Here is a 23,311-nt window from a genome sequence, read left to right on the forward strand (position 1 = left end):
ATCGACGTTAATATTTAAAATCCTATTCATTATAAATAGGATATTTTCTTAGTAATGACCAGATCTTATCATGATTGACATTTTAAAAGCGCGGTGGATGCCAATTTTTACCTGGAATTGAAGCCAATAATTGTTTGGTATAATCAGATTTTGGATTGCTATAAAGAGTGGCTGTTTCACCTTGTTCGGTAATTTGCCCCTTTTGCATAACAATAACCCGGTCGCATAATTGTGCAGCAACCCGCAAATCATGGGTCACAAACACAATTGATAGCGACAATTCTTGACGCAAATGGATTAACAACTTTAAAACCTGTTCTTGCACCGACACATCAAGGGCGGAAACTGGCTCATCAGCCACAATGATTTTTGGCTTTAATGCTAAAGCGCGCGCAATGCCAATGCGTTGGCGTTGGCCGCCTGAAAATTCGTGCGGAAAACGCTCAAGGCTGCTTTGCGGCAATTCTACCAATTCAACGAGGCGGCATGCTTCCTCATGGGCTTTTTGCTTTGCTACACCATGAATAATTGGCCCTTGGGCAATAAGGTCAATCACCCTTTTGCGCGGATTAAGCGATGCCATTGGGTCTTGAAAGACCATCTGTATATCTTTGCGCAAACGCTGTAATTGGCTGGCACTGGCGGTTAAAATATCTTCACCATCAAAATGCACTTCGCCGCTATCGCTTGCTAATAGCCGCGTTATCAAGCGCGATACGGTGGATTTACCTGAACCACTTTCGCCCACAATGCCGAGGGTTTCACCATGATGCAATTGAAATGATAGATCCTTTACCGCATGGACGGCTTTGCGCCCCTTTGAAAAAAAGCCGGCCTTTGCCTTATAGATTTTATTAAGGCCTATGGCATTTAACAAAACTGGCCTATCCATTGAGTTTTGCCGCTCAACGGGTGGCACAAGCGATGGCACGGCATTGATAAGCTGTTTAACATAAGGGTGCTGCGGGCGGTTTAGCACCTCATCAGCGCTGCCATGCTCGACCAATTCACCCAGTTTTAAAACTGCAACAGTGTCGGCAATTTCCGCGACCACACCAAAATCATGGGTAATGAACAAAATGCCGGTTTTATGCTTGGTTTGCAATTCCTTAATAAGGTGCAAAATTTGCGCTTGTGTCGTGACATCAAGAGCCGTTGTCGGTTCATCGGCAATGATAAATTCTGGCTCTAAAATGAGCGCCATGGCAATCATCACCCTTTGCCTTTGCCCACCTGAAATTTGATGGGGAAAGGCATGGTACACCGATTTTGGATCGGGGATATGCACCTCGGTCAAAATATCTATGACTTTTTGAAGGCGGTCTTTTTTGTTTAATTTTGTGTGTAAACGCAACACTTCATCAATTTGCCAGCCAACGCTTTTTTGCGGATTAAGCGCCGTCATCGGTTCTTGAAAAATCATCGCCATTTTATTACCGCGCAAGGCTTGCAGCGATTTTTCTGGCATTTTCAATAAATCTTCACCGTGATAAAGGATTTCGCCATTACTTACTTTTACCGTGCGTGAAGGTAGCAGCCCCATAATGGCGCTTGCTGTCAAGGATTTGCCTGAGCCGCTTTCACCCACAAGGCACGTGATTTCACCGGCATGAATTTTAAGCGATAAATCCGCCAAAGCAAAAATCCGCTCCTGTCCCTTTGGCAGGGTAATTTGCAAATGTTTAATTTCAATAATCGGTTGCTTGGTCATTTTTTCTGCCTAGGATTTAGAGCGTCATTAAGGCCTTCACCCAAAAGGGAAAATGAAAGAACCGTCATAAAAATTGCAATGCCGGGAATTACCGCGCAATACCATTGGCTTTGCAGCACCGCCCTGCCCTGCCCGATCATATTGCCCCAGCTCGCATAATTTGCGTCACTTAAACCAAGAAAAGCAAGCGCCGCCTCCATCAAAACCGAGCTTGCCATGATAACCGACGCAAAGACAATAACGGGCGGCAAAGCACTTGGCAGGATTTCTTTAAAAATAATGGATAAATTGCTGCAACCAAGATTGCGCGCGGCTTCAACAAATTCGCGCTGCCTTAGCGACATATATTCAGCCCGCACCATACGTGCAGGGGCTGTCCAAGACACAATGCCAATGCAAAAAATAATATTTTCAATTGTCGAGCCAAAAATGGCGACCAAAGCCAACAGCAAAATAAAGCTTGGAATGGTTTGAAAGGCTTCGGTAATGCGCATTAAAACATCATCAATTAGGCCGCCGAAATAGCCAGCAATGGCACCAATAATAACGCCAATAATAATTGAAATTAAAGTGGCAACCACACCAATTAACAGCGATATACGCGCCCCATGAACAATGCCTGCCAAAATATCGCGGCCAAGCTGGTCGGTGCCAAGCGGGTTTGCGCTATTCATAAATGGAAAAACAAGTGCCTCACCAGCACGGCGCAACGGATCACCGGGTGCAATAAAGCCAGCAAATAGCGCCATGCCAACAAGGATTATAAACAAGATTAGCCCAAGCACTGCCGCACGGTTGCGGGCAAAGCGGCGCCAAAAGGCGTTAAGGCGTGATGGTTGTTTGATGTGCGGCAAAACAGTTTCAGCGCTCATGATAGTTCAATCCTTGCGTCAAGGCGGGCATAAATAAGATCGGTTATAAAATTAACAATCACCACCAAAATCGAGCATAGCAATATAATGCCCATCAAAGAATTCATATCGCGTTTGATAACCGATGTATAAGCAAGCTGCCCAAGCCCTGGAATGGAAAACATTTGCTCAATCACCACCGAGCCACCCAAAATAGTGGAAAATTGTAGGCCGAGCAAAGTGATAACCGGTAATAAAGCATTGCGCATAATGTGGTGAAACATTAATCTTGCGCCGCTTGCGCCCTTAGCTTTTGCCGTGCGGATATAATCAAGATCCATAACTTCTAGCATTGAGGTGCGCATTAAGCGCATATAAAAAGCAAGGTAAATTAAGGCAAGCGATGTTGCCGGCAAGATAAGATGAATAGCAATATCAAGCGCATTGCGCCAACCCGTATGAAAAGCAATAATATCCTTATAGCCGCCTGATGGTAGCCAGCCAAGTTTTAACGAAAAGACAATAATCATCAAAATGGCAAGGAAAAAGCTTGGCAATGCGTAAAATACCAATCCAAGCGTTGAGATAACCGTATCAGTTGCCGAGTAAGCTTTACGCGCGGCTAAAGCACCAAGGGCAATGCCAAAAATAAAAGCGGCAAAAAGCGATGATCCCATTAATAATAAGGTCGGCACCAAGCGATCGAGCAATACTTGCAAAACTGGCTGCTCATAAACATAAGACCAACCAAAATCAAATTGCGCCAATTTAACCAAATAAAGCCAAAGCTGCACATAAACGGGCTGATCTAACCCATATTCAATGCGCAAATTTTCAACAAATTTTGGATCTGCACCGCCCATATCGCCGACGAGTGCATCAACTATATCACCGGGGGCAAGATGGATAAGCAGGAAACTACCCACCATGATGAGAAGTATAACGGGAACCGCTTGCACAAGACGGCGCAGCGCAAAGGTTAAAATGGTAGGCATGAAAACACCAAAATATTGTACCTTGAACGAAAAGGCAGGGCAAAAGCCACTGCCTTTATGCTATAATAAAAAGTTACGGATATAAGCGGGGGGGGAAAACTGATCTATTGACCTAACCATAAATCATAATTGCTTGATGAATCCCAACGCGGTGTATTATGGTGGTTTTTCATCACCTTGCTGGTGGTTGCCACAAATGGATGCTCAATCGCGAAAATCACCGGCAAATCTTCCATCTCTAATTTTTGCATCTGATGATAAAGATCAGCACGTTTTTTGGGGTCTATCTCAATTGCCGCTTGTTCAATAAGACTGTCCATTTTTTCCGATTTATAGCCATATTGATTGCTCCAAGGCGTGCCAGCTGGAATACCTGATTGCAGCCAAACAGTGGTGGAAACCGCTGGATCATTGCGGAATAAATGCCAGCCGCTCGCCGTGTCAAAATCATGGTCACGATAAACGCCATTTAAAAAGCCGGGTGCATCATTGGCAACAAGTTCCACCTCAATGCCCACCTCTTTTAACGCTTGTGCATAATATTCTGCCCAAAGCTGTGTATATTCGCCCCAAGGTGCCGGGCGGTGGCGCAATTTAAAGCGAATGCCATTGGCATCGGCTTTGTAGCCAGCCTCGTCAAGCAATTGCTTGGCTTTTTCAACATCATAGGCATAGCTTGGCACATCATCGGTATAATTTGCGCCGCCCGTGCTTGGAATTGGCCCATGCCCGGGCTTACCATAGCCACGCATGATATTTTTAATAGCAAAATCAATATCTAAAGCGTGATAAATTGCTTGGCGCACTTTTAAATTGGCAAGGATAGGATTGCGCAAATTAAACTCAACCGTGGTATGGGCGATGTTATTTTCAAAACCTTTGGGACCAATGTCAAATTTGCCGCTCGCGCCAAGGCGTTCCATATCCGACATAGAAATGCTGTTAAAGCCGCTTTCCATCAACTCACCTGATTGAAGTGCGGCAGCAGCAGCAGCCTTATCGGTGATAAAACGCCAAACCACGCGGTCAAGATAGGGATAATTTTTGCCGCGCCAATAATCATCATTGCGTTCCGCTATAATATATTGACCGCGCTCATATTTAGAAAATTTAAATGGACCGGTACCAATTGGCGCTGCATTATATTTATTTCTTAAAATATCAGTGCCTTCATAAAGATGCTTGGGCACTGGGTGGCCAAGATCCGGCATAGCAGCTACCAATAGCTCAAGCGGCATTGGCTTTGCATAATTAAAAACTGCTTTATGCGGGGTTGGGCAATCAACCGACACCAAATTTTCTTGTAAGGTTGAGGAATAATTGAGCAAAGGCTTCCAAAGATTCATGGCACTATAGGCAACATCATCACAGGTAAAATCAACCCCATCATGCCAGCGAACATTTTCGCGCAAATCAAAGGTAATGGTTTTACCATCTTCTGATGAAGACCATTTGGTGGCTAAAACGGGCACATAACCTTCATAAGAACGATCAATCAATGGTTCCATAATCTTGCCAGAAATCATATAAACACCGGTAGACGCCCGCAAGGCTGGATTTAAAACCCCTTGCTCTTGGTTAAGGTGGAAAATAGCAGTGCCGCCTGTTGTAATAATATTTTCGGGTTTCAAATATTCGGCGGCTGTAGCAAAGCTACCGCTACCCAAGGCCAACACAACACCGAGTCCCACTTTAAATAAATTCATAAAAATTTTCCCGTTTCATGCGACAATTGATATATTGGTTGATATATTGAGTGTCTATTGCAACCAAAAGCAATTGCATCATCTAAATTGGCTATAAAATAGAATTTTTTTCTAAAACTATGAAGCGTTAAAATTTTCAAAAACAGTTAAAAATTAGAAAAATTATGCTAAATTACCCATATTTTTCAGTATAAAATTCTTGCAATTAAGAATGTGATGATAAAGCCAAAGGCATCACAAATTTCGATCAAAAACGCACTCACTTTTAAGCTTAATTATATTGCCACTTTGCTTTTAAACATATTTCAAAAGGTGCCTGCCAGATGTTTTTATCGCCTTCATAAATATTGGTGATTGTTGGATTTGGAGCCATCTTTTTTATATCGTGTAATCTTCCTAAAGCGCCAAATGTTATATTAAAGCCATTTTTTTCAAATATTTCGGGAAAATTAATAAAACTTATAGAATGAACTTTCGTCATTTCCATGCCTTTTTTTAAAACATCAACTTTTATTAAGCTTTCAGATACATTTGGCCGAGTGGATTGTATAAGGAGACCTTTTGGGTCATTGCCATTCATATACCAAATATCAATACCAGAACTATATAAATTTTCCTGCCATTGAATATCTTTATCAATAGCTGTAAAACTTAATCGTATTCCAGGAGGTAATCTTTCTTGCCTCTCATCATCAAAGTCATTTTCAATCAATTTATTGGTATTTTTGTCAACAATAATCGGTGCCGTCAGCGATAATTCGACTTTCATGCCATCAATAAGAACTGAGCTTTGACACAAATCCTCGCTAAGTGCTTCTGCCCCAAAAGACGAGCTTGCAAATGAAATAGCTGCTATGAATAAAATAATCGAAAAAGCTTTGCTGAATTTAACCATTCATTCGCCTCACGAATTGCCGCCTCTTTGCTTATCATTGAGCTAATATTTTATACAATATATATTATAGGAGGCGTGTCCTTTTTAACGTTAAATATTTACGTCTTATCAAGCTGATAATAAAATAAAATATTGCTATGATTATAATGCATAAAAATAGAACAAAATTGCGGCCAGCCACAGAAAAGTTATTTGGTAAAATTAAAAACCTCTTTATAGTGACTTCTTGATTATATTGGGAGGTATTATCATGGCGGAGGCTTTTAATTATATTATTATTGGTGCAGGTACTGCTGGTTGCTTATTGGCCAATCGCTTATCAGAAAATCCAAATAATCGGGTTTTACTGTTGGAAGCAGGCAAGCGCGATAATTATATCTGGATTCATATTCCCGTCGGCTATCTTTATTGCATTAACAATCCGCGCACCGATTGGTGTTTTACAACCGAACCGCAAAAAGGCTTGAATGGCCGCGCCCTTGCCTATCCTCGCGGTAAGGTGCTTGGTGGCTGCTCGTCCATCAATGGTATGATTTATATGCGCGGCCAAGCGCAAGATTATGTTCATTGGCGCCAATTAGGTGGCATTGGTTGGGCGTGGGATGATGTTTTGCCATTTTTTAAAAAATCTGAAGATTATTTTGGCAATAATAGCGAATTTCACGGCAAAGGCGGCGAGTGGCGGGTTGAAGAACAGCGTTTGCATTGGGATATTCTTGATGCGTTTCGTGATGCTGCTCATGCCTATGGTATTCCTATTATCAATGATTTCAACCGTGGAGATAATGAAGGCATTTCTTATTTTAATGTCAACCAAAACCATGGTGTACGGCTTAATACCGCCAAAGCCTTTTTAAAGCCAGCTGCCCATCGCCCTAATTTGGAAGTGCGTACAAAGGCGCAAGTTAAGCGGCTAGAATTTTCAAAAACCAGTGAAGATGCAGGCTTGCGTGCAAGTGGCGTGGTTATTAGCGGTGCGCAAGGTGATGAGACAATTTTTGCAGACCGCGAAATTATTCTTTGTGCGGGTGCCGTTGGGTCGCCGCAAATATTAGAGCTTTCCGGTATTGGTCGCGGTGATGTTTTACAAGCCGCCAATATTGATCTTATCCGCGAGCGCAAAGAGGTTGGCGAAAACTTGCAAGACCATTTACAATTGCGCTGCGCTTTCAAAGTGGAAAATATTGCCACTTTAAATGAAAAAGCCTCAAGCCTTTGGGGTAAGATGATGATAGGCCTTGAATATTTACTTAAACGCTCTGGCCCAATGGCGATGGCTCCAAGCCAGCTTGGTATTTTTACGCGCTCTCATCACAGCTTTACCACGCCCAATTTGCAATATCATGTACAGCCTTTAAGCCTTGGTAAATTTGGTGAGCCAGTGCATAAATTTCCAGCCTTTACCGCAAGTGTTTGTAATTTACGCCCCGATAGCCGTGGCACTATTCATATTAAAAACAATGATTATAAAGAAGCGCCCGCTATTTCGCCTAATTATTTAAGCGCCGCCAGCGATCAAGCGGTTGCGGCCGATTCAATACGTATTACCCGCAAAATTGTCGAACAAGCACCTTTGCAAAAATATAATCCGGTGGAATTTATGCCGGGCGGCAATTTTTTTAGTGAAGATGATTTAATCAAAGCTGCAGGCGACATTGGCACAACAATTTTTCACCCTGTTGGCACGTGCCGCATGGGCAGTGATGAAAACAGCATTGTTGATCCTGAGCTAAGGGTGCGCGGCATACATGGTTTACGCATAGCCGATGCTTCTATCATGCCAAGAATAACCTCAGGCAATACCAATTCACCAACCTTGATGATTGCTGAAAAGGCCGCAGCTTTTATTTTAAAAAATGATTGAACCCATTATATTTAACTAAAAAAGCCTTATCCCCTGCCCTATTATGCGCTCAAAAAATACGCAAAATAAAAATTTAAAGCACGCGAAAAACTAATTTGGCGTGCTTTAAAAAAAGGCTTTAAAAAAGGTTGATCAATTAAGCGGTCAATAATTTATCAATCATGGTGCGAAGGGCGGTTAAATCCTTAGCAAAACCACGAATACCTTCTGACAATTTTTCAGCTGCCATCACATCCTCATTCATCATCCAACGGAAGGTTTTTTCATCCATGTGGATCGGTGCTTCAGCAGTAACTGTTTCAGGTGATAATTGACGTGGCAATGCACCATTGTCATTGGCCAATTCGTCCAAAAGCGCCGGGCTGATGGTTAGGCGGTCACAACCAGCAAGGGCTTCAATTTCGCCGGCATTGCGGAAAGACGCTCCCATAACAATGGTTTTAATGCCATTAGCCTTGTAATAATTGTAAATCGAGCGAACTGATAAAACACCGGGATCAGTTTCAGCGGTGTAATCAAGACCAGTTGATTTTTTGTACCAATCAAGGATACGGCCTACAAATGGCGAAATAAGGAAAGCGCCAGCATCGGCGCAGGCAATGGCTTGCGCTTTGCTAAAGAGCAAGGTCAAATTACAATCAATGCCTTCTTTTTGCAAAATCTCTGCGGCACGAATACCTTCCCAAGTTGATGCAAGCTTGATTAAAATGCGCTCGCGATCAATGCCGCGCTCTTTATAGGCGGCAATGATATTATGGGCTTTTTTAACCGAAGCTTCGGTATCAAAAGAAAGATCTGCATCAACTTCAGTTGAAACACGCCCAGGTACAATATTTACCAAAGCTGCACCAACCGAAATTGCAAGGCGATCCGCAATAGCGCTGATAATTGCTTCACGGCTGCCATTTTGTCCCTTGCCCCAACTGACAGCTTCATTAACCGCAGAGCTAAACATTGGCGTGCCCAATGCTTTTAAAACAATGGTAGGATTGGTGGTGCAATCGGTTGGCTTAAGGCGAATAACTGCATCAATATCGCCAGTATCGGCAACCACAGTCGTCATGGCGCGCAATTGTTCCAATTTGCTGGTCATAGAAAACTCCAAACTCAAATAAATGATCCTATTGATTTGTTAAAATGCGCTAAAAAGAATAATTTATCAATGGTGATTTGTGGCTATTTTTAAAAAGAGATAATGCTCATAAAAATCATTATTGATAAATTATTTTTTCATATAATCTAGCCAAGCTTTTCTGTCTTTAAATATGGTAAGTAGATCACCGGTTTGATCATTTTCAATCATCTCATTGCACTTAATAATTGTTGGCCCAGTCACTGCAGCCATTTTATGATATATATTTTCAAGGGCTTGATAAAATAAGTTCACATTTTTAAATGTAATTAGACTACTTTCAAAAATTTTTGTTGTTTTTTGCCTATCGCAACAAAATAAATAATAATAATAAGTATGTTTTATGTTTTTTGAATATAAATAATCTTCACCAAAATTAAATATTAAAGCGGCTTCCATTTCTTTTTCAATAAAATCTATCAATCCTATATCATTTTTTTGTCTTTCAAATTCTTCGACCTTGTCAGATAATTCATCATTATCAGCAAGCCCACCAAAAGGTGCTAACAAATTATCAAATACATATTGATATATAATCATCTCAATTTACCTAATTACCAATGGATCAATATTGATATAGGTTAGGGTCATGCCTGCCAATGAATTAGCAGCCATGACCTTAAGTTTTATCTCGATCTATAAACAATATATAAATTTTGCTTAACACTTTGCAAAAGTGGTATTCTAAGCAAAATCTTATTTTTTAAGCGCATTAATAATCTGATTTGTATTATAATTCATTAATTTTATATAGGTTGCTGCAGGTCCATCAGCCGCTGATAATGATTCAGGATAAAGTGCGCCGCCTGCTTGTGCGCCTGTTGCTTTTGCAATTTGTTCCACCATGCGCGGATCATTTGAGTTCTCAAAGAAATACATTTTGACATGTTCTTTTTTAACTTGATCAATCAACTGTGCAATATCAGCAGCTGATGCTTCTGTTTCGGTTGACAATCCTAATGGTGACAAAAATTTTACCCCATATTCATGACCATAATAGCCAAAGGCATCATGGCTAGTAAGAACTTGCCGTTCATTTGGAGCAATTTTTGCAAATTGCGCACGAATAGATGCATCAAGCTCTTGCAATTGCTTGCGATACACATTTGCATTGGCTTTAAAGCTTGCTGCATCTTCAGGATCTGCTTCAATAAGGGCTTTTTCTATATTATCAACCCAGATAAGCACATTTGGCACACTGTTCCAAACATGGGGATCGGTGACTTTTTTTCCGTCTTCTTCAAAATCATGAGTTTTAATGCCGGTCGAAACAATGATCGGCTTTTTGGCACTGCCAGAGGCTTGGCAAGCCGCTCAAACCAAGTTTCTAATCCCTCACCGCTAATAAAGGTGACTGCAGCAGCTTGCAGCAATTTGGCGTCATTAGGGGATGGCTCAAAATCATGAGGGTCGCCATTGGCAGGTACAAGATTATGCACATTGACATGATCACCACCGACATTTTTTACAACATCCCCAAGGATTGTAAAACTGCTAACCACATCGATGGTTTTTGCATGAGATAATGTTGGCGTAAATACAAACACCAATAAGCTTGCCAATAGTCCAAACTTAAACTTTTGTTTCATGATCGTTTTTCCTGTTGATTTACTAGGTTAATTTACGACTATGCCATTGGCGTTTTAAGGCGCCGGCAGGACTTATAATAAGGGAAACGGCATAGATAATGCTTGCGGTTATAATAATGGTTGGTCCGGAAGCTAATTTTAAATGATAGGATGCAAGCAAGCCAAAATATCCAGATAACATGGCACATGCCACCGCAATGGCAAACATGATTGGTAAACGGCGAGCCCATAATTCCGCAATTGCAGCCGGCAACATCATTAAACCCACAGCCATTAATGTGCCTAAGGCTTGAAAGCCAGCAACAAGATTAAGCACCACCAAAAATAAAAAGACGAAATGGTAAAACGGCCCCCATCCACCAACAGAACGCAAGAAACCGGGATCAAAACATTCCGCAACCAGTGGCCGATAAACAAGTGCAAGCACAATAAGGGTTATAGAAACAATACCACTCACAATAAAAAGTGCCTCAGCATCTATTGCGAGAATTGTTCCAAACAGCACATGCAAAAGATCTATATTAGAACCACGCAAAGAAACAATCAAAACACCAAGTGCGAGTGATGTAAGGTAAAAGCTAGCAAAGCTTGCATCTTCTTTCAGTATTGTTGTGCGGCTTACCAAGCCAGAAAGTAAAGCAACACTAAGACCAGCAATTAAACCGCCCAATCCCATAATCGGCAATGACAAGCCACCAGCAATCAAAAAGCCAATTGCAACACCTGGTAAAACAGCATGACTCATAGCATCCCCCATAAGGCTCATGCGGCGCAACATTAGTAAAACCCCAATCGGCCCTGCCCCCATGCCAAGCGCGAAGGATGCAATTAATGCACGGCGCATAAAACCATAATCGACAAAAGGCGCAATTAAAAAGCCGTAAACGCTCATAATGCACCTCGCGTGTTTTTGGCGAAACCACTTTGATCCACCAAGGTGGCTTCGTCCCAACCTTGCGCTAAATCTTTCGCTTTGGCTAAATTGGTGGGAGTTAATGTGGTTGTAGTCGGCCCCCAAGCTATAAGATGGCGCGCTAATAATAAAGTTGATGGAAAATTATTTCTAACTTGCTCAATATCATGCAAAACGGCAAGTATTGTGCGCCCTTCTTGGTGCCAACGGCCGATTAAGGCTAACAAATCATGCATGGTACGCTCATCAATTGCATTAAATGGTTCATCAAGAATAATTATTTTAGCGTCTTGTAATAGCAAGCGGGCAAAAAGAACCCGTTGAAACTGCCCCGCAGATAAGGCGCCAATATAGCGCCGTTCAAACCCTTCAAGGCCAACTATTGCTAAGGCTTGTTGAGCTTTATCGGCAATTTGTTTAGAGACGCCACCAAAAGCACCAATTTTATGCCATGCGCCTAATAAAATTGTATCGGCAACACTCAAAGGAAAATGACGCTCAATGTCAGAAGCTTGCGGTAAATAGCCAAAGTCTTTAAGTTTAAGGCTTCCTTTATTAATTTCACCCTTATACTGTTTTAAGTCGCCCATAATGGTTTTAACCAATGTTGATTTACCGGCACCATTGGGCCCAACAATAGCGGTTAAACTGCCGGCATCAAAACAACCTGAAATATCTTGAAGAGCCGGCTGTCTTTCATAAGCAACAGTTACATGGCTTAAGGAAATGAGAGGCGTATTTTGAAAGGCGATCATGGTAAATTAACTGCCCAAATAACCCCAAGCCATAGGATAGCTAAAAGGATTAAGACGTATAAGAACCGCCGCCATGATGTTTGGGCAAAAATACTTGATAAGAAGGGATTGTTTTTATTCATAAAATTTTGCCTCCAACATTATTCATTTTATTTTATGTTATATTATAACATTTCATTTGTGAATAGTTGATTGAGATATTGGCGGTAAACTTTTAATGATTAACAATGAGGGTTCACTCATCAAAACCTTTCTAGAGCCTTTTTTCTTTATGCTTTAAAGAAATGTTTAAAAGTTCATTTAATTCATTAGCAATCCTTTGGTTTAATCAGCGGTTTTTTTATAAATATAATTTAGTTTGATATTCTGTCTGTTGATCGGACTCAGGGTTTTGGCATTAAAAATTTAACCTTGACTTTGAGTTTTCAAAAATATTTGCGAGCTTTAGAAGCTGTTGGGCAAGTTTGGGATTATCGTTAAAATCAAGGGCGATTTTTTCTTCATATGAAAGAGTATTGAACATGGCTTGTTGTTGGTTTTTGTGATGTTGTTGTAGATCGCTCAAATGTTGGCAAATTGGTGCTTCTTGTTTAACCAAATGGGCACATTTTTCTGGCAGGCTTAAGCAATAGGCATTGCTTGCTTGTTTAAACGCAGGTCCTTCGGCTTTATCATTGTGGCTATAACGGCGTACCCAATTTAAAAAGCCATGATTTTGCAAGGCCTTTAATGCGCGCACTACACTGTCACGAGAGCGGCGAATTTTGCCCATAATTGTAGAAATTGCCGGTTCAAGCCGCCCGGTTTTATAATCAATAATATTAATAAAATATTCTAATATCTCTAGCGCAATTGTGCCAAGTGGGCCGCAACGTTGTCCCTTTTGCCGGTTTTGTAAATCAAAACGTTTTGCGGCAAGTAAAAGCTTTTTTAAAGATTGGCGATCGGTTTTTTTAAATATTTTCTTTTCGATAAATCCTAAAAGATAGGATTTACGCCGATAGGGTTTTGGCTTTGATTTTACATCAACTATGTTTAATTGTTGAGTTGATTTAATTGTAGCTGCGCTTTGATGTTTTAAAAAAGCTTTTTTAAGCAGCGCATTTTGCAAAAGGCTTTGGCCTAGTGTTTCCATGTTTTTTAACAATGCAAAAGACAATAAATTATCATTCGCAAATTTGTTATTTAAATTTGCGTTACAAACAGACAGGAATTTTGTGCCTATAATGGCTTAAATATCTGATTATATTAATCTATTATCGAGCATCATTCCTTTCATCTTTTAAAGCGTTAAGCGGGCATGCCGTCTTATTGAAACGGCGGTTTAAAACGGCTTATAGTTTTGGGAGAGAAAAAGGCGGGTTTTAAAAAAGCCACTGCCAAATATTTATCAGATTATTTTGCTTAAAATTTAAAGTAATGAACATTGTTCGCAAAAGCTAAAAAACTTTAGCGGCAAATAGTCTATGACTTTTAATCATACAAAATGATCGAATAATGGGATAATTTGGAATGACTGGCCAACAAGATTTGATAAAATTCTAACCAATCATCGCATATTTTTAACGCAAGTTGACAACGAGGATTAACCGTAACCAACCAATAATCAGTGGCTTAAAATTTAAGTAAACACCACCTTACTTAATAATGCTGATAATTTTGGCTTTAAGCTGTTATGCTAAAAAAAGGCAAAACAATATCATGCACTAAAAAGCGCGTAAAAATACTTGACAGTTTTGTGCGGAAATGCGATTCTCAAACTGCTACATATTGAGAAGAGGCTTCCACAGCGTTGAATTGGGGTAAAACCTTAATTTAAATCTGGCGAGGCCTTTTTTTTGCCTATTCGTCTCCTTTTTTTGTGGTTTTTGCAGCGCGTTGATAGACGCTATACAGCGCATCAAAATTGCTGCTTAAAAAATCTGCAAAGTCATCAAAACTTGTAAATGCTTCAACTGTCGTCGCACTTTCCAGTGTTGGATTATTTGGCGCGCCATGATCAGCCATGTTTTGATGATTTATGCTTTTTTCTATGGGATGAATGGTAAAAACTGCATTACCGCTACTTTTTATCATTGTAATTTCAAGATTTTGGTCAGGGCTTTGCCATTTATTTTGATGTTGGCTTTTGATATTTTTTACCCGATTGTTTGACGATTTTTTATGAGGCTTTGGCACGGATTTTTCACGGTTCAAGGCGTTGTTTGTAACAAAGCCATCATAAATACGGGCAAATTTATCGTCTGATGATAAAGCATTAAACTGCTGCTTGTCGCCGCCATCTTTGCCGATAATCAATTGAAGCTCGGTTGTAAGATCATTGTTTGGCAAGGCGGCTAAAACATTGGTTAATTCCTCCCATCGGCCACGGCCGATGCTTGGTGCTTTGCCAATAATGTCCAAGAGTGGTGGTGGTAAAAGCCGCGCTAGTTTGATCATTTCCGAAATATGCGATTTACCGGTGCTCAAAGATGCGCAAATTACTTCGCGTTTAAAGCCTGCATCTTCTTGTGCTTTGGCAAAAAGACATTTTTCAATGAAGGATAAATCATTGCGGGCGGTATTTTCCTCACCTTGAAAGATTATTGCTTCCTCATCGCTTAAAGCGCGAATAGCTGCCTTAAATGCAATGCCAAGGCGCTTGGCAACAGCAAGACGGCGGCGGCCATAAACAATTTCAAATTCATCATTTGTGCCGGAAATTGGTCGCACGAGACCAGGCACAATCTGGCCGCGCTCACGCATTGATGCTTCAAGTTCTGCGATCGTTGCATCATCAAGATTGCTGTCTAAGCGATCTTTAATTGCGGATTGTTTGATTTTATCAGGATTAATCTCAACAATTTGACTGCCTGTCCGCAGCAATTCGTCGGCAAGCTTTGAGCGTTCCTGCATTTCCTTAACGCCAGCGGCAACTTTCATCAAATGCGGACTTGCTGAACGCGGTTGCTGTTGAACATCGCTCACATCGTCCTTTTCTTCATCTAATTTTGACAATACCGCGGCAAACAGCCCTTTTGAGGTTTTAGCTTTCATTATTCACGCCCCCATGCTTGCACAATCAAGCCTTCAATCTCACCATTGGCGGCATTTAATGACTCCATGGCGCGATCATAAGTCTTAGGTGCTGAAAAACGCGACCTTTGTACTTCATAAAGGCTTTGTTTCCATGTTAAAGCATCAGCAATCGCCGTGGATTTGGCAACGCTGTTTAACAAAAGATCTTCACCAAATACTTGCCGCATTAATGCCTGCATATTGGCTTGCGGCATGTCATTGGCTTCAAATTTGGTTATGAGGAATTTAGCAAAATCCCATTGGCTGCTAGCCCCTGCATCGTCAAGAATTTGCATATAAGAAGCAGCAAGTTCTAAAAATTTTCCGGTGGAATCTACATCAAGCATATGGGCAGGAACGGGAATTAACACGCCTGTTGCAGCAGTAAGCGATGATAGGGTTAAAAAGTTTAACGATGGTGCACAATCAAGCAAAATAATATCATAATCACTGCTTACCTGCTCAAGGGCTTGCGAAACGCGCAACAAAAAGCCGGTACCGCCCTTTTGGCGCATCTCAAGAGCAACAGCAGTTTCAAATTCGGTAAGTTCAAGACCTGCGCAAATAACATCAAAGCCGCTAATATGGGTTTTGTGAACGATGTTTTTTGTTGGCACCGGTGCCTCAAAACGAATGGCAGAATAAAGTGTGTCGCCACTACGATAATCAAAATCGGGGAGTGAACCATGCAAGCTGGTTAACGAGGCTTGCGGATCCATATCAACAGCTAAAACGCGATAACCACGCAGCGCTAAAAAATGACCAAGATGAATGGTGGTTGAGGTTTTTGATGAGCCGCCCTTAAAATTGCTAACTGCAATAATTTGGCATTCCTCGCCATTAATCCGTCGCGGATTGATCCATTTTTTGCGACCATTTTCAGCCAAATAAAAGCGCAATTCCAAAACTTGTTCCAAAGTATAAAGCCGCTTGCCATTATTGGTGGTTTCTGGCATTGGCCCCTGCTCTTTTAAAGATAATTGGCGAATATAGGCTTCAGAAACGCCGAGCAGATTGGCAACCTCGGTAGAGGAAAATTTGCGCATGGCACGGCGAGCATCTGGAGGGAATTGCATCATCGTCAAATTATTAAGGGCTTTTTCCAATTTGGTGGAAAAGCTGTTCATAAAATGCAAACTGCTTAAATGGCGCGACAAAGGTTTTCTCCGAAATATTGGCTCATCTAATTTTGGCTTACCTAAATTTAGTTGAAATTGCATCTTGTGAATAAACTGGTTGGATAATCTAATATAGAATATAGCGCAGTTTAAAAGATAGATGCTGTTGGTTAATAAGCGGTTTACATTTTCAAAATACGGAAAATAAACGAAATACGAAAATTTAGCGTTACAAAAATATGTCAGATTCGGATTGTCTTTGCAAAACCTAATTGCCTTAGTGATGAAAAAAAATTAACCATAGTTTTTTTGTCTTTGTTCTCTATTTGTTCTTTAAATAATCAAAGAGCATATTGCTCTAATCTTGCCATTTAGGACTCATTTTACCATTTTGTGAATAGATGACATTTATTCTATTTTTTTTAATTTTGCAATAAAAATTGATAAAAAATTAAGTAAGATATTGATTTTAAATCGTAAAAATCTATTTATTTTTTGACGTTGTCATGCATCGATTAAAAGGCGAATTGATCTTTGCCTTGGGTTAATCTAAGTTCCCAGCTGGGAACTTTATGTAAAATGTTAGAATTGGTGGGCAGGTGCATGCTTGCCTAGTTCCCAGCTGGGAACTATTGAAACATAAAAGAGTGTTATTGTTAAAGGCCTATTTTACCGATATATAAAATTTCCATACAGGGTCTGCGAGATTATAAAGCCAATATTGACACTTATATTATATATGTCCACTATCGCCATGGTTGGAATATCAACAATTTGGCTTAATTAATTACCATTATCGTGTTTGATTCTAACCAACAAAGAAAGGGAGATTGATCATGACACAGCATCGCCGCCCTTTCCGCACTCTTTGTTTAAGTGTTTTGATTGTATCCGCTATTATCGGTTTTTTTGTTGATGACGCCGAGACACCAGCCAAATTATTTGTGTCATCAAATGATTTATTGCAGGATCCAAAACCTATTCCCTCTCATCCTCGCTATGTTGATATTAATGAGCTTGAAAGTCATGCCTTGATGACAAAAGATGCTTGGGCGCAATATAATATTGGTGAGCGCTATTTGGTGGGGTGGGATGTTCAGCAAGATAGTGCCAAGGGGATAAAATGGCTATTGCTAGCAGCGCAACAAGGCTATGCACCGGCACAATATCGTTTAGGCATTATATATTTTTATGGTGATGGCGCCCCTCAAAATTATCGTCAAGCTTTAAAATGGCTTACTCTTGCCGGCGAGCAAAATTATGTGCAAGCACAATATCAGCTTGGGCTTTTATATTATTACGGAATTTATCATTATGACAATCATTATTATGGTAAAATCTATGAAAGAGATGAAGAAGCCGCATTTAAGTGGTTTAGTCGTGCTGCCGAGCAAGAATTGACTCCCGCCTTATTTTATGTGGGGCTTATGTATTATAATGGTGAAGGGGTTAAACGAAACTTGTTACAAGCCTATCAATACATCAAGCTTGCTGCTGATCGCGGCGATGATAAGGCTCAATACCATTTAGCTAATATGTATATGAGTGGGGTTGGTGCTAAATATGACGATGCTTTGGCACTTCAATGGTTCAAAAAATCCGCACAAAATAACAATAGCTACGCCATGCTAGAGGTCGCACAGTTTTATTTAAATGGATGGGGTGTCGCAAAAGACGAAAAGCTAGCAAAACTTTGGGCACAAAAATCAGCAGAGCGTGGCAATGAACAAGCCAAAAATCTATTACAAAAATTGAACTCCCAATGAGAAATTGGTGGCTCACTAACCTGCCCTATTGTGTGTTTATGCTAGGGTCAGTACCTACTAATTTAAATGAAATGGCACAATAAACAGCAAAAATATATATTTTTGATATAAAGGGGAGGAAAGCGAAAAGTGGGTGGTATACTGAAGTGAGCTTTACGACACAGTAGATTACAGCTGTTTTTGTGTCCTTTCAGGATATGAGAAATTTTCGCGATAACTTCGTCTAAGCCCCTTGGAAATATTTATATTTCTCGGCGGTTCTTCTCACATTTAATTTTTGGGTTCTCACAAAAATTTCCTCATACCATTTCGTTCAAATTAATAGGTGCCGACCCTACGTAAAAGATATTTTCCCATTAAAAGCACTTGGCTTTTTAAAAAAATATCTTGTGCTTTTTATGACCTTAAGCAATGATGCTAGCGTAAAATGGTTTAAGAACAGCGCACAAATATTATGACTGATGATTTTACGAAAGCAAATATTGAAACGCTCGAAAAGCAGGCTGAACTTGGCGACGTAGAAGCCCAATATAAGTTGGGCATGATTTATCTACGCGGTGAAGGCACTCGTCGCCATGATGTAAATGCATTTAAGTGGCTGCGATTAGCGGCGCTTAATGGCAATAAAGCTGCCATTCATCCTTTGACAATGATTTATTTGCGTGATTTGCGCGGCTTTCAAAGTGAGGAGGAATATGAGCTTTTCAAAAGGCTTGCTGAAAAAGGCGATGCGCAAGCGCAGTATCACTTTGCAACCTATTGTATTACGGATGCAGATGGTGACAATTATCTAAACCAAGCTATCTATTGGTACGAAAAAGCTGCGGCACAAAATTTTGCTAAGGCACAATATGCCCTTGGTCGGATGTATAGTTTAGATCGCGGAATTCCAAAAGATTATCATAAAGCCTTTGTTTTTTTTAATCAGGCAGCAGAAAGCAATCATCGTTTAGCGCAATTTGAATTGGGTGAATTATATTATAATGGCTTAGGCATTGCGCAAGATGTTGAAAAGGCGATTTTTTGGTTTAAAAAGTCTGCGGCACAAAATACCATTGAAGCCAAACTTGCTCTTGCTCAGGCTTATCATCAAGACTAAATATTTTACCGTCGTTAAATATAAGATGCTTATCAAAAAGAATTTAAGCGTAATTTTATAGCTATTGCCGCTTTAAATGCCAATAATAGCGGTTTAGCTCATTGCCGATAAATGCAATTACACATTAAAGGGTATTTATGGGGATTTTCAAAAAATAACTGCCTTGGTTGGTGCCGTGCTTATTGCCCTTTGCGACCTCGCCCGCTTTTACATATTTTTCTTATCCTGATAATTACCTCTTACGCCTTAAAGCTGATATCGGCGAAAAGGATGGGCAATATCAATTGGGCAAAGCTTATAAATTTGGCGATGAAATCAACCAAGATTATGTTTTAGCCGCTCATTGGTATGAACTGGCAAGCTTCTTGGCAGCATCTCCATTGCCTATCAAAATATCAATGCCGCGAAGCAGTAAAATGGTTGATGCTTAGCACCAATAAAGGCAATGATAATGCAATGGCGCATCTTGGTCTGATAACTTTAAATAAGTTTGAGGGAAAGCTAAATCCACGAGAAAATACCTATTACCTGTTTAAACGTGGGGCAGAGCAGGGCTCTAGACAGGCCGAGCCAGTTTAGGTATCAAATATGAAAGCGGTTTCATTGTCGAAACAAATATAATTGAAGCGATAAAATGGTATCAGCGTGCCAGTGATGCTGTCCGTTCAAAAGCTAAGAGAAAGCTGTGAGACTTGCAGAAAACAAATTAAATAGGCGTGCCATTATTTTTGTCAGCCGTATAAAATGCATAAATATTATTTAATTACAATTATTTATAGTTTTTGATAATGGTTTTGAAACAGCAGTAATTCTTGCCTTATAGTTGAGTTGCTTCACTCTGCTGCTTTATCGCTTTGAGCATTCTTTTCCTAATCAACCCACTTACAGGGCGGATGAGGTACCAATAGGGGGCAAAGCGTCTTTTACTTTCACCATCAGGGCAAAAAACGCGTGTTTTTGTTTGTAATGTAAAACGGTTTTGACAAAGCGGTGTTTTATCTGCGTCTTGATCGTTTATTTTAAACTGCAGTACTAATTTTGCACTACTGGGCTTGTCAAAGACACAAAACGCCTCACCATCGGCAATCATTTCCAAGCCATAATTAGCTTGCCAAAACTTGCCCACCAAGCCAAAGGCAACTTGGTTATTTTCAAAGGTTTCAAGCAAAGTGAATTTATCAAGGCTAAACGGAGTAGGGGAGACGTCTTTTAATACATTACAAGCATGTAAAATTCGCAATGGAATTTCACGTAAGGTAATAAAACTTGCAATGAGCCAATCATCTTGCGCATCATAATGCTGGAGAGCGGAAAATATCTTTTGGCGCGGTGCATGAATTTCAATTTCATGCACTTCTTCAAATTGGAAATCGGGTAAATATTTATCGATCAAGTCGTTCATGATGCAGTATGATAGTGGTTTTAAAAAAAGGCAAGTTAAAATCGCCATTTACTTTAAAACAAGGTTTTTATAAATTTGGCTGGTCATCATTTTTGATTACAGCACTGCCATAGTTTTGTAAAATTTGTAATATTGTTGAGTTACATGATAAAATATTTAAAAATATCATGGCGTTTGGTTTTATTGGCTTAACATGGCTTTTATGCACTTAAACTTCAATGGGGTAAAATATGTTTAAAGTTTTGCAAAACAAATCATTGCGCCTAACCTTAAAAATTATTTTGTCGGCTTTATTGGTTTTGGGAGGCGCAATGCCAGTATTGGCTCAACAACAAATCGTAACTAAAATACAAGATTTTGAGTTTAAAGACAATAAATTCATCATACAGACAGATGATGGAGAATTTTACGCGACATTATATCAACAAGATGAAGACGGCATTACTAGATTTTTAATGCAACTCTCGTCGTTGAAAGAACACCACAAAAAAGTTTATATTGAGAAAGAAGATGCTAAAATTTTAGCTATTCAGGGTTTGTCTTGTCAACCGCTAGAATTTTTAAAAGAAGATGATGACTTTATATATATGATTTACGGTATAGCACCCGGTATTATGCGAATAAATAAGCACAATGATGTTTTATATAATAAATATTTGCAACATGCCGCTGTTATTAAAAGAAATTCGCATGACAAAAACAAGCAATTTGTGGAATTTGCCTCAACGAACGAAGGCATTGTTGAATATATGGGTGGGCTTTGCCCAAGTTCAGATATTTAATAATCAATAGCAGGCAATAGATAGTCAAACGGTCATTGGCAATGATTACTGCAAACTGGATAAGCTAAACGCAGACCCAATACTTCGCTCACCATCGTACATAATCAACGCTTTTAGTAATTTTAGTTGGCACATCAATTACATGCTTATAATCAATATTACTATTGTTAACAATAAAGCATAATTCATTATTTTCATAAAAGACGTAAGTGTAATTATCACGATGATAAAGATCGTCTTTTCTCTTTATCTCGAAAACAATGTCTCCCTTTATATTTAATAAAAATGCTTTGCCTGTTTGGGTCTTATCTGTATCAACAATAGCAAAGCCCTCACCAGATATTAAAGGGCAACAAAACCCTGTTGATTTGAACATATATTTATATATTTGATTGTCATGTTGCCATTGAAAACCAATAGGTGAGAGTTCAAAAACATTTTTTTGTTCTGGATTGGTCACTTCATTATAATTTGGATTTCTTTTTATATATTCAAACATCAAAGTTCCCAATTTTTGCTCCTCTATTTGTCTAAAAGTGGGAAAGTCTATGAAATGAAAATACAGTATTAGCGATTTTTAAAAACACTACCAAAAAAATGTAATTTAAAAACCATTTTGTCCTTTTAGATATTATAGGTTTAATAAATTTAGCCAAAAATAGCCCAAGCTAAAAGCGCTTTTTTACCTAAGGCTATTATAGATTTATCTCTTGATAAAAGTATAGCGCGCTCGTTTGCACAGGTGCTTAAACCTCGCAGGCTATCACATAGTCAGCGCCATAGCGTAAGCCATTTTCTTCGCGGCAAAGGGCAAGGCCATCGCGGCGCAAGGCTTCAATAGTGGTCGCAAAAGATTTGGCAAGTGCTTTGTCTTTAAATAGCGGTAGGCGGCGCACGCACATATCTAATTGGGAATTAACCCATTTTTCACGGTAACGGTTGGGAAAACGCCGCGCTTCGGTGATTTTAAAGCCGGCGGCATTTAAACTATTTAACGTCCATTCGGCAGGAAATTCGCGGTAAGGACTTTGGTCGGCGAGCAAAAGGCAAACATCGCGCATGCGGCCAATTTCACGCACTATGCGTCCGGCTTCAGTGGCGACAGGTGCGTTAATATAGGGATCTAGGCCAATGACATAAAGTGTTTTTTTGACATGGGGATAAAGGCGTGCGAATAATTTACCTTGAAAATAAGGAGCAAAGCCTTCAATTGCGCCCAAAAGATAATCGGCAAGCACGGTATCAAAGCTTTGGCTTTGTAAAAAATTCTTGTCTCCCCAATTGCCAACCAAAAGTTCATCTTGTGGTCGTAAGCTGTCGCCTAAACTTTGTTCAATTTGTTTGGCGTAATCTTTTGCACCAGTAACTCCGACCCATTTTGTTGTTTGCAAACTTGCACACCAATGGGCAGAATTTACCCCGGTACCCGCGTCCAAAAAACTGCCCCATTCATTGGGAGCTTGCAGACTTTCAATAAATTGGAACAAAGCCGAGGTACTGGATTTGGCGTTTACAGCGGCAATTGGTTTATTCACATTGTCTAATGAATTGTTCGTCTTTTTAATTTCAGTCAATGAACCAATCCTATCCTTGGGGTTAGAGAATAAAAAGTAGCTATCTTGAATTTTATATTTTTGCACTATATTTAACAACCTGATGATATTGTTTTAGTGACT

At 39.9% G+C, this 23,311-nt stretch carries 21 protein-coding genes and 1 pseudogene; 6 read left to right on the plus strand and 16 right to left on the minus strand.

What is annotated here, in order from left to right; all coding sequences use genetic code 11:
* Positions 1 to 82: 82 nt before the first annotated feature.
* The 5 genes from N6B01_RS14515 to N6B01_RS14535 all read right to left on the minus strand — a co-directional run bounded on the left by N6B01_RS14515 (position 83) and on the right by N6B01_RS14535 (position 6,032).
* Complete coding sequence (locus tag N6B01_RS14515; RefSeq protein WP_262080766.1) at positions 83 to 1,711, minus strand: ABC transporter ATP-binding protein; 1,629 nt, start codon at positions 1,709 to 1,711, stop codon at positions 83 to 85.
* Complete coding sequence (locus N6B01_RS14520) at positions 1,708 to 2,583, minus strand: ABC transporter permease (protein ID WP_262080767.1); 876 nt, start codon at positions 2,581 to 2,583, stop codon at positions 1,708 to 1,710. Before N6B01_RS14520 ends, N6B01_RS14515 begins: the two co-directional genes overlap by 4 nt.
* Positions 2,580 to 3,557 (minus strand): ABC transporter permease, encoded by a 978-nt coding sequence (locus N6B01_RS14525; protein WP_262080768.1) that lies wholly within the window; start codon positions 3,555 to 3,557, stop codon positions 2,580 to 2,582. Before N6B01_RS14525 ends, N6B01_RS14520 begins: the two co-directional genes overlap by 4 nt.
* A gap of 104 nt (positions 3,558 to 3,661) precedes the next feature.
* On the minus strand, positions 3,662 to 5,263 hold the full coding sequence (locus tag N6B01_RS14530; protein WP_262080769.1) for an ABC transporter substrate-binding protein: 1,602 nt from the start codon (positions 5,261 to 5,263) through the stop codon (positions 3,662 to 3,664).
* A 271-nt stretch (positions 5,264 to 5,534) separates the two neighbouring features.
* The gene (locus N6B01_RS14535) at positions 5,535 to 6,032 is read right to left on the minus strand and encodes a hypothetical protein (RefSeq protein WP_262080770.1); all 498 of its coding nucleotides are present in this window, start codon (positions 6,030 to 6,032) and stop codon (positions 5,535 to 5,537) included.
* Between the two features lie 376 nt (positions 6,033 to 6,408).
* On the opposite strand from N6B01_RS14535, the gene N6B01_RS14540 reads away from it, so the two are divergent.
* On the plus strand, positions 6,409 to 8,022 hold the full coding sequence (locus N6B01_RS14540; protein ID WP_262080771.1) for a GMC family oxidoreductase: 1,614 nt from the start codon (positions 6,409 to 6,411) through the stop codon (positions 8,020 to 8,022).
* A gap of 136 nt (positions 8,023 to 8,158) precedes the next feature.
* Here the strand turns inward: N6B01_RS14540 and tal are convergent, their stop codons facing one another.
* The 8 genes and pseudogenes from tal to repA all read right to left on the minus strand — a co-directional run bounded on the left by tal (position 8,159) and on the right by repA (position 16,625).
* Complete coding sequence (gene tal, locus N6B01_RS14545; RefSeq protein ID WP_262080772.1) at positions 8,159 to 9,115, minus strand: transaldolase; 957 nt, start codon at positions 9,113 to 9,115, stop codon at positions 8,159 to 8,161.
* A 129-nt stretch (positions 9,116 to 9,244) separates the two neighbouring features.
* Positions 9,245 to 9,694, minus strand: a complete 450-nt coding sequence (locus tag N6B01_RS14550; RefSeq protein ID WP_262080773.1) for a hypothetical protein — start codon at positions 9,692 to 9,694, stop codon at positions 9,245 to 9,247.
* 156 nt (positions 9,695 to 9,850) lie between these two features.
* Positions 9,851 to 10,743, minus strand: a pseudogene (locus tag N6B01_RS14555) (metal ABC transporter solute-binding protein, Zn/Mn family).
* Positions 10,744 to 10,765: 22 nt separating this feature from the next.
* Positions 10,766 to 11,635: a metal ABC transporter permease gene (locus tag N6B01_RS14560; RefSeq protein WP_262080774.1), complete on the minus strand. Its 870-nt coding sequence runs from the start codon at positions 11,633 to 11,635 to the stop codon at positions 10,766 to 10,768.
* Entirely contained in the window at positions 11,632 to 12,411 is a 780-nt protein-coding gene (locus tag N6B01_RS14565) for a metal ABC transporter ATP-binding protein (RefSeq protein ID WP_262080775.1), read from the minus strand. The genes N6B01_RS14560 and N6B01_RS14565 overlap by 4 nt, the downstream gene beginning before the upstream one ends.
* 397 nt (positions 12,412 to 12,808) lie before the next feature.
* A complete protein-coding gene (locus tag N6B01_RS14570; RefSeq protein WP_262080777.1) occupies positions 12,809 to 13,546 on the minus strand; it encodes a helix-turn-helix domain-containing protein in 738 nt (245 codons plus the stop codon).
* 707 nt (positions 13,547 to 14,253) lie between these two features.
* Positions 14,254 to 15,447 (minus strand): plasmid partitioning protein RepB, encoded by a 1,194-nt coding sequence (gene repB / locus N6B01_RS14575; RefSeq protein ID WP_262080778.1) that lies wholly within the window; start codon positions 15,445 to 15,447, stop codon positions 14,254 to 14,256.
* Entirely contained in the window at positions 15,447 to 16,625 is a 1,179-nt protein-coding gene (gene repA / locus N6B01_RS14580) for a plasmid partitioning protein RepA (protein WP_262080780.1), read from the minus strand. Before repA ends, repB begins: the two co-directional genes overlap by 1 nt.
* A gap of 797 nt (positions 16,626 to 17,422) precedes the next feature.
* On the opposite strand from repA, the gene N6B01_RS14585 reads away from it, so the two are divergent.
* The 4 genes from N6B01_RS14585 (at position 17,423) to N6B01_RS14600 (ending at position 20,030) form a co-directional block, all read left to right on the plus strand.
* Positions 17,423 to 18,352, plus strand: coding sequence for a tetratricopeptide repeat protein (locus tag N6B01_RS14585; RefSeq protein WP_262080781.1), 930 nt, complete (start codon positions 17,423 to 17,425; stop codon positions 18,350 to 18,352).
* A gap of 454 nt (positions 18,353 to 18,806) precedes the next feature.
* Positions 18,807 to 19,451 (plus strand): tetratricopeptide repeat protein, encoded by a 645-nt coding sequence (locus N6B01_RS14590; RefSeq protein ID WP_262080782.1) that lies wholly within the window; start codon positions 18,807 to 18,809, stop codon positions 19,449 to 19,451.
* 182 nt (positions 19,452 to 19,633) lie between these two features.
* Positions 19,634 to 19,882: an SEL1-like repeat protein gene (locus tag N6B01_RS14595; protein ID WP_262080783.1), complete on the plus strand. Its 249-nt coding sequence runs from the start codon at positions 19,634 to 19,636 to the stop codon at positions 19,880 to 19,882.
* The gene (locus tag N6B01_RS14600) at positions 19,875 to 20,030 is read left to right on the plus strand and encodes a hypothetical protein (RefSeq protein WP_262080784.1); all 156 of its coding nucleotides are present in this window, start codon (positions 19,875 to 19,877) and stop codon (positions 20,028 to 20,030) included. The genes N6B01_RS14595 and N6B01_RS14600 overlap by 8 nt, the downstream gene beginning before the upstream one ends.
* A gap of 238 nt (positions 20,031 to 20,268) precedes the next feature.
* Here N6B01_RS14600 and N6B01_RS14605 read toward each other — a convergent pair whose 3' ends face one another.
* Positions 20,269 to 20,853: a hypothetical protein gene (locus N6B01_RS14605; RefSeq protein ID WP_262080785.1), complete on the minus strand. Its 585-nt coding sequence runs from the start codon at positions 20,851 to 20,853 to the stop codon at positions 20,269 to 20,271.
* Between the two features lie 230 nt (positions 20,854 to 21,083).
* Between N6B01_RS14605 and N6B01_RS14610 the strand changes: the two genes are divergently transcribed.
* Positions 21,084 to 21,635: a hypothetical protein gene (locus N6B01_RS14610; RefSeq protein ID WP_262080786.1), complete on the plus strand. Its 552-nt coding sequence runs from the start codon at positions 21,084 to 21,086 to the stop codon at positions 21,633 to 21,635.
* A gap of 88 nt (positions 21,636 to 21,723) precedes the next feature.
* Here the strand turns inward: N6B01_RS14610 and N6B01_RS14615 are convergent, their stop codons facing one another.
* Both N6B01_RS14615 and N6B01_RS14620 read right to left on the minus strand, forming a co-directional pair.
* Positions 21,724 to 22,146 carry a hypothetical protein gene (locus N6B01_RS14615; RefSeq protein ID WP_262080787.1) on the minus strand — a complete coding sequence of 141 codons (423 nt, stop codon included), beginning with the start codon at positions 22,144 to 22,146 and terminating at the stop codon, positions 21,724 to 21,726.
* 235 nt (positions 22,147 to 22,381) lie between these two features.
* Entirely contained in the window at positions 22,382 to 23,209 is an 828-nt protein-coding gene (locus tag N6B01_RS14620; protein WP_262080788.1) for a hypothetical protein, read from the minus strand.
* Positions 23,210 to 23,311 lie beyond the last annotated feature (102 nt).

It is taken from the genome of Bartonella sp. HY406 (assembly GCF_025449315.1).
Taxonomy (GTDB): Bacteria; Pseudomonadota; Alphaproteobacteria; order Rhizobiales; family Rhizobiaceae; genus HY038.

What these genes read in the sequence shown, in the direction of transcription:
- N6B01_RS14535 (WP_262080770.1), bottom strand. Translation starts at nt 6,032, where the DNA reads ATGAAAGTCGAATTATCGCTGACGGCACCGATTATTGTTGACAAAAAT.
- N6B01_RS14540 (WP_262080771.1), top strand. Translation starts at nt 6,409, where the DNA reads ATGGCGGAGGCTTTTAATTATATTATTATTGGTGCAGGTACTGCTGGT.
- N6B01_RS14590 (WP_262080782.1), top strand. Translation starts at nt 18,807, where the DNA reads ATGACTGATGATTTTACGAAAGCAAATATTGAAACGCTCGAAAAGCAG.
- N6B01_RS14525 (WP_262080768.1), bottom strand. Translation starts at nt 3,557, where the DNA reads ATGCCTACCATTTTAACCTTTGCGCTGCGCCGTCTTGTGCAAGCGGTT.
- N6B01_RS14600 (WP_262080784.1), top strand. Translation starts at nt 19,875, where the DNA reads ATGCTTAGCACCAATAAAGGCAATGATAATGCAATGGCGCATCTTGGT.
- N6B01_RS14550 (WP_262080773.1), bottom strand. Translation starts at nt 9,694, where the DNA reads ATGATTATATATCAATATGTATTTGATAATTTGTTAGCACCTTTTGGT.
- repB (WP_262080778.1), bottom strand. Translation starts at nt 15,447, where the DNA reads ATGAAAGCTAAAACCTCAAAAGGGCTGTTTGCCGCGGTATTGTCAAAA.
- N6B01_RS14610 (WP_262080786.1), top strand. Translation starts at nt 21,084, where the DNA reads ATGTTTAAAGTTTTGCAAAACAAATCATTGCGCCTAACCTTAAAAATT.
- N6B01_RS14530 (WP_262080769.1), bottom strand. Translation starts at nt 5,263, where the DNA reads ATGAATTTATTTAAAGTGGGACTCGGTGTTGTGTTGGCCTTGGGTAGC.
- N6B01_RS14585 (WP_262080781.1), top strand. Translation starts at nt 17,423, where the DNA reads ATGACACAGCATCGCCGCCCTTTCCGCACTCTTTGTTTAAGTGTTTTG.
- N6B01_RS14520 (WP_262080767.1), bottom strand. Translation starts at nt 2,583, where the DNA reads ATGAGCGCTGAAACTGTTTTGCCGCACATCAAACAACCATCACGCCTT.
- N6B01_RS14565 (WP_262080775.1), bottom strand. Translation starts at nt 12,411, where the DNA reads ATGATCGCCTTTCAAAATACGCCTCTCATTTCCTTAAGCCATGTAACT.
- N6B01_RS14515 (WP_262080766.1), bottom strand. Translation starts at nt 1,711, where the DNA reads ATGACCAAGCAACCGATTATTGAAATTAAACATTTGCAAATTACCCTG.
- N6B01_RS14560 (WP_262080774.1), bottom strand. Translation starts at nt 11,635, where the DNA reads ATGAGCGTTTACGGCTTTTTAATTGCGCCTTTTGTCGATTATGGTTTT.
- N6B01_RS14570 (WP_262080777.1), bottom strand. Translation starts at nt 13,546, where the DNA reads ATGGAAACACTAGGCCAAAGCCTTTTGCAAAATGCGCTGCTTAAAAAA.
- tal (WP_262080772.1), bottom strand. Translation starts at nt 9,115, where the DNA reads ATGACCAGCAAATTGGAACAATTGCGCGCCATGACGACTGTGGTTGCC.
- N6B01_RS14605 (WP_262080785.1), bottom strand. Translation starts at nt 20,853, where the DNA reads ATGAACGACTTGATCGATAAATATTTACCCGATTTCCAATTTGAAGAA.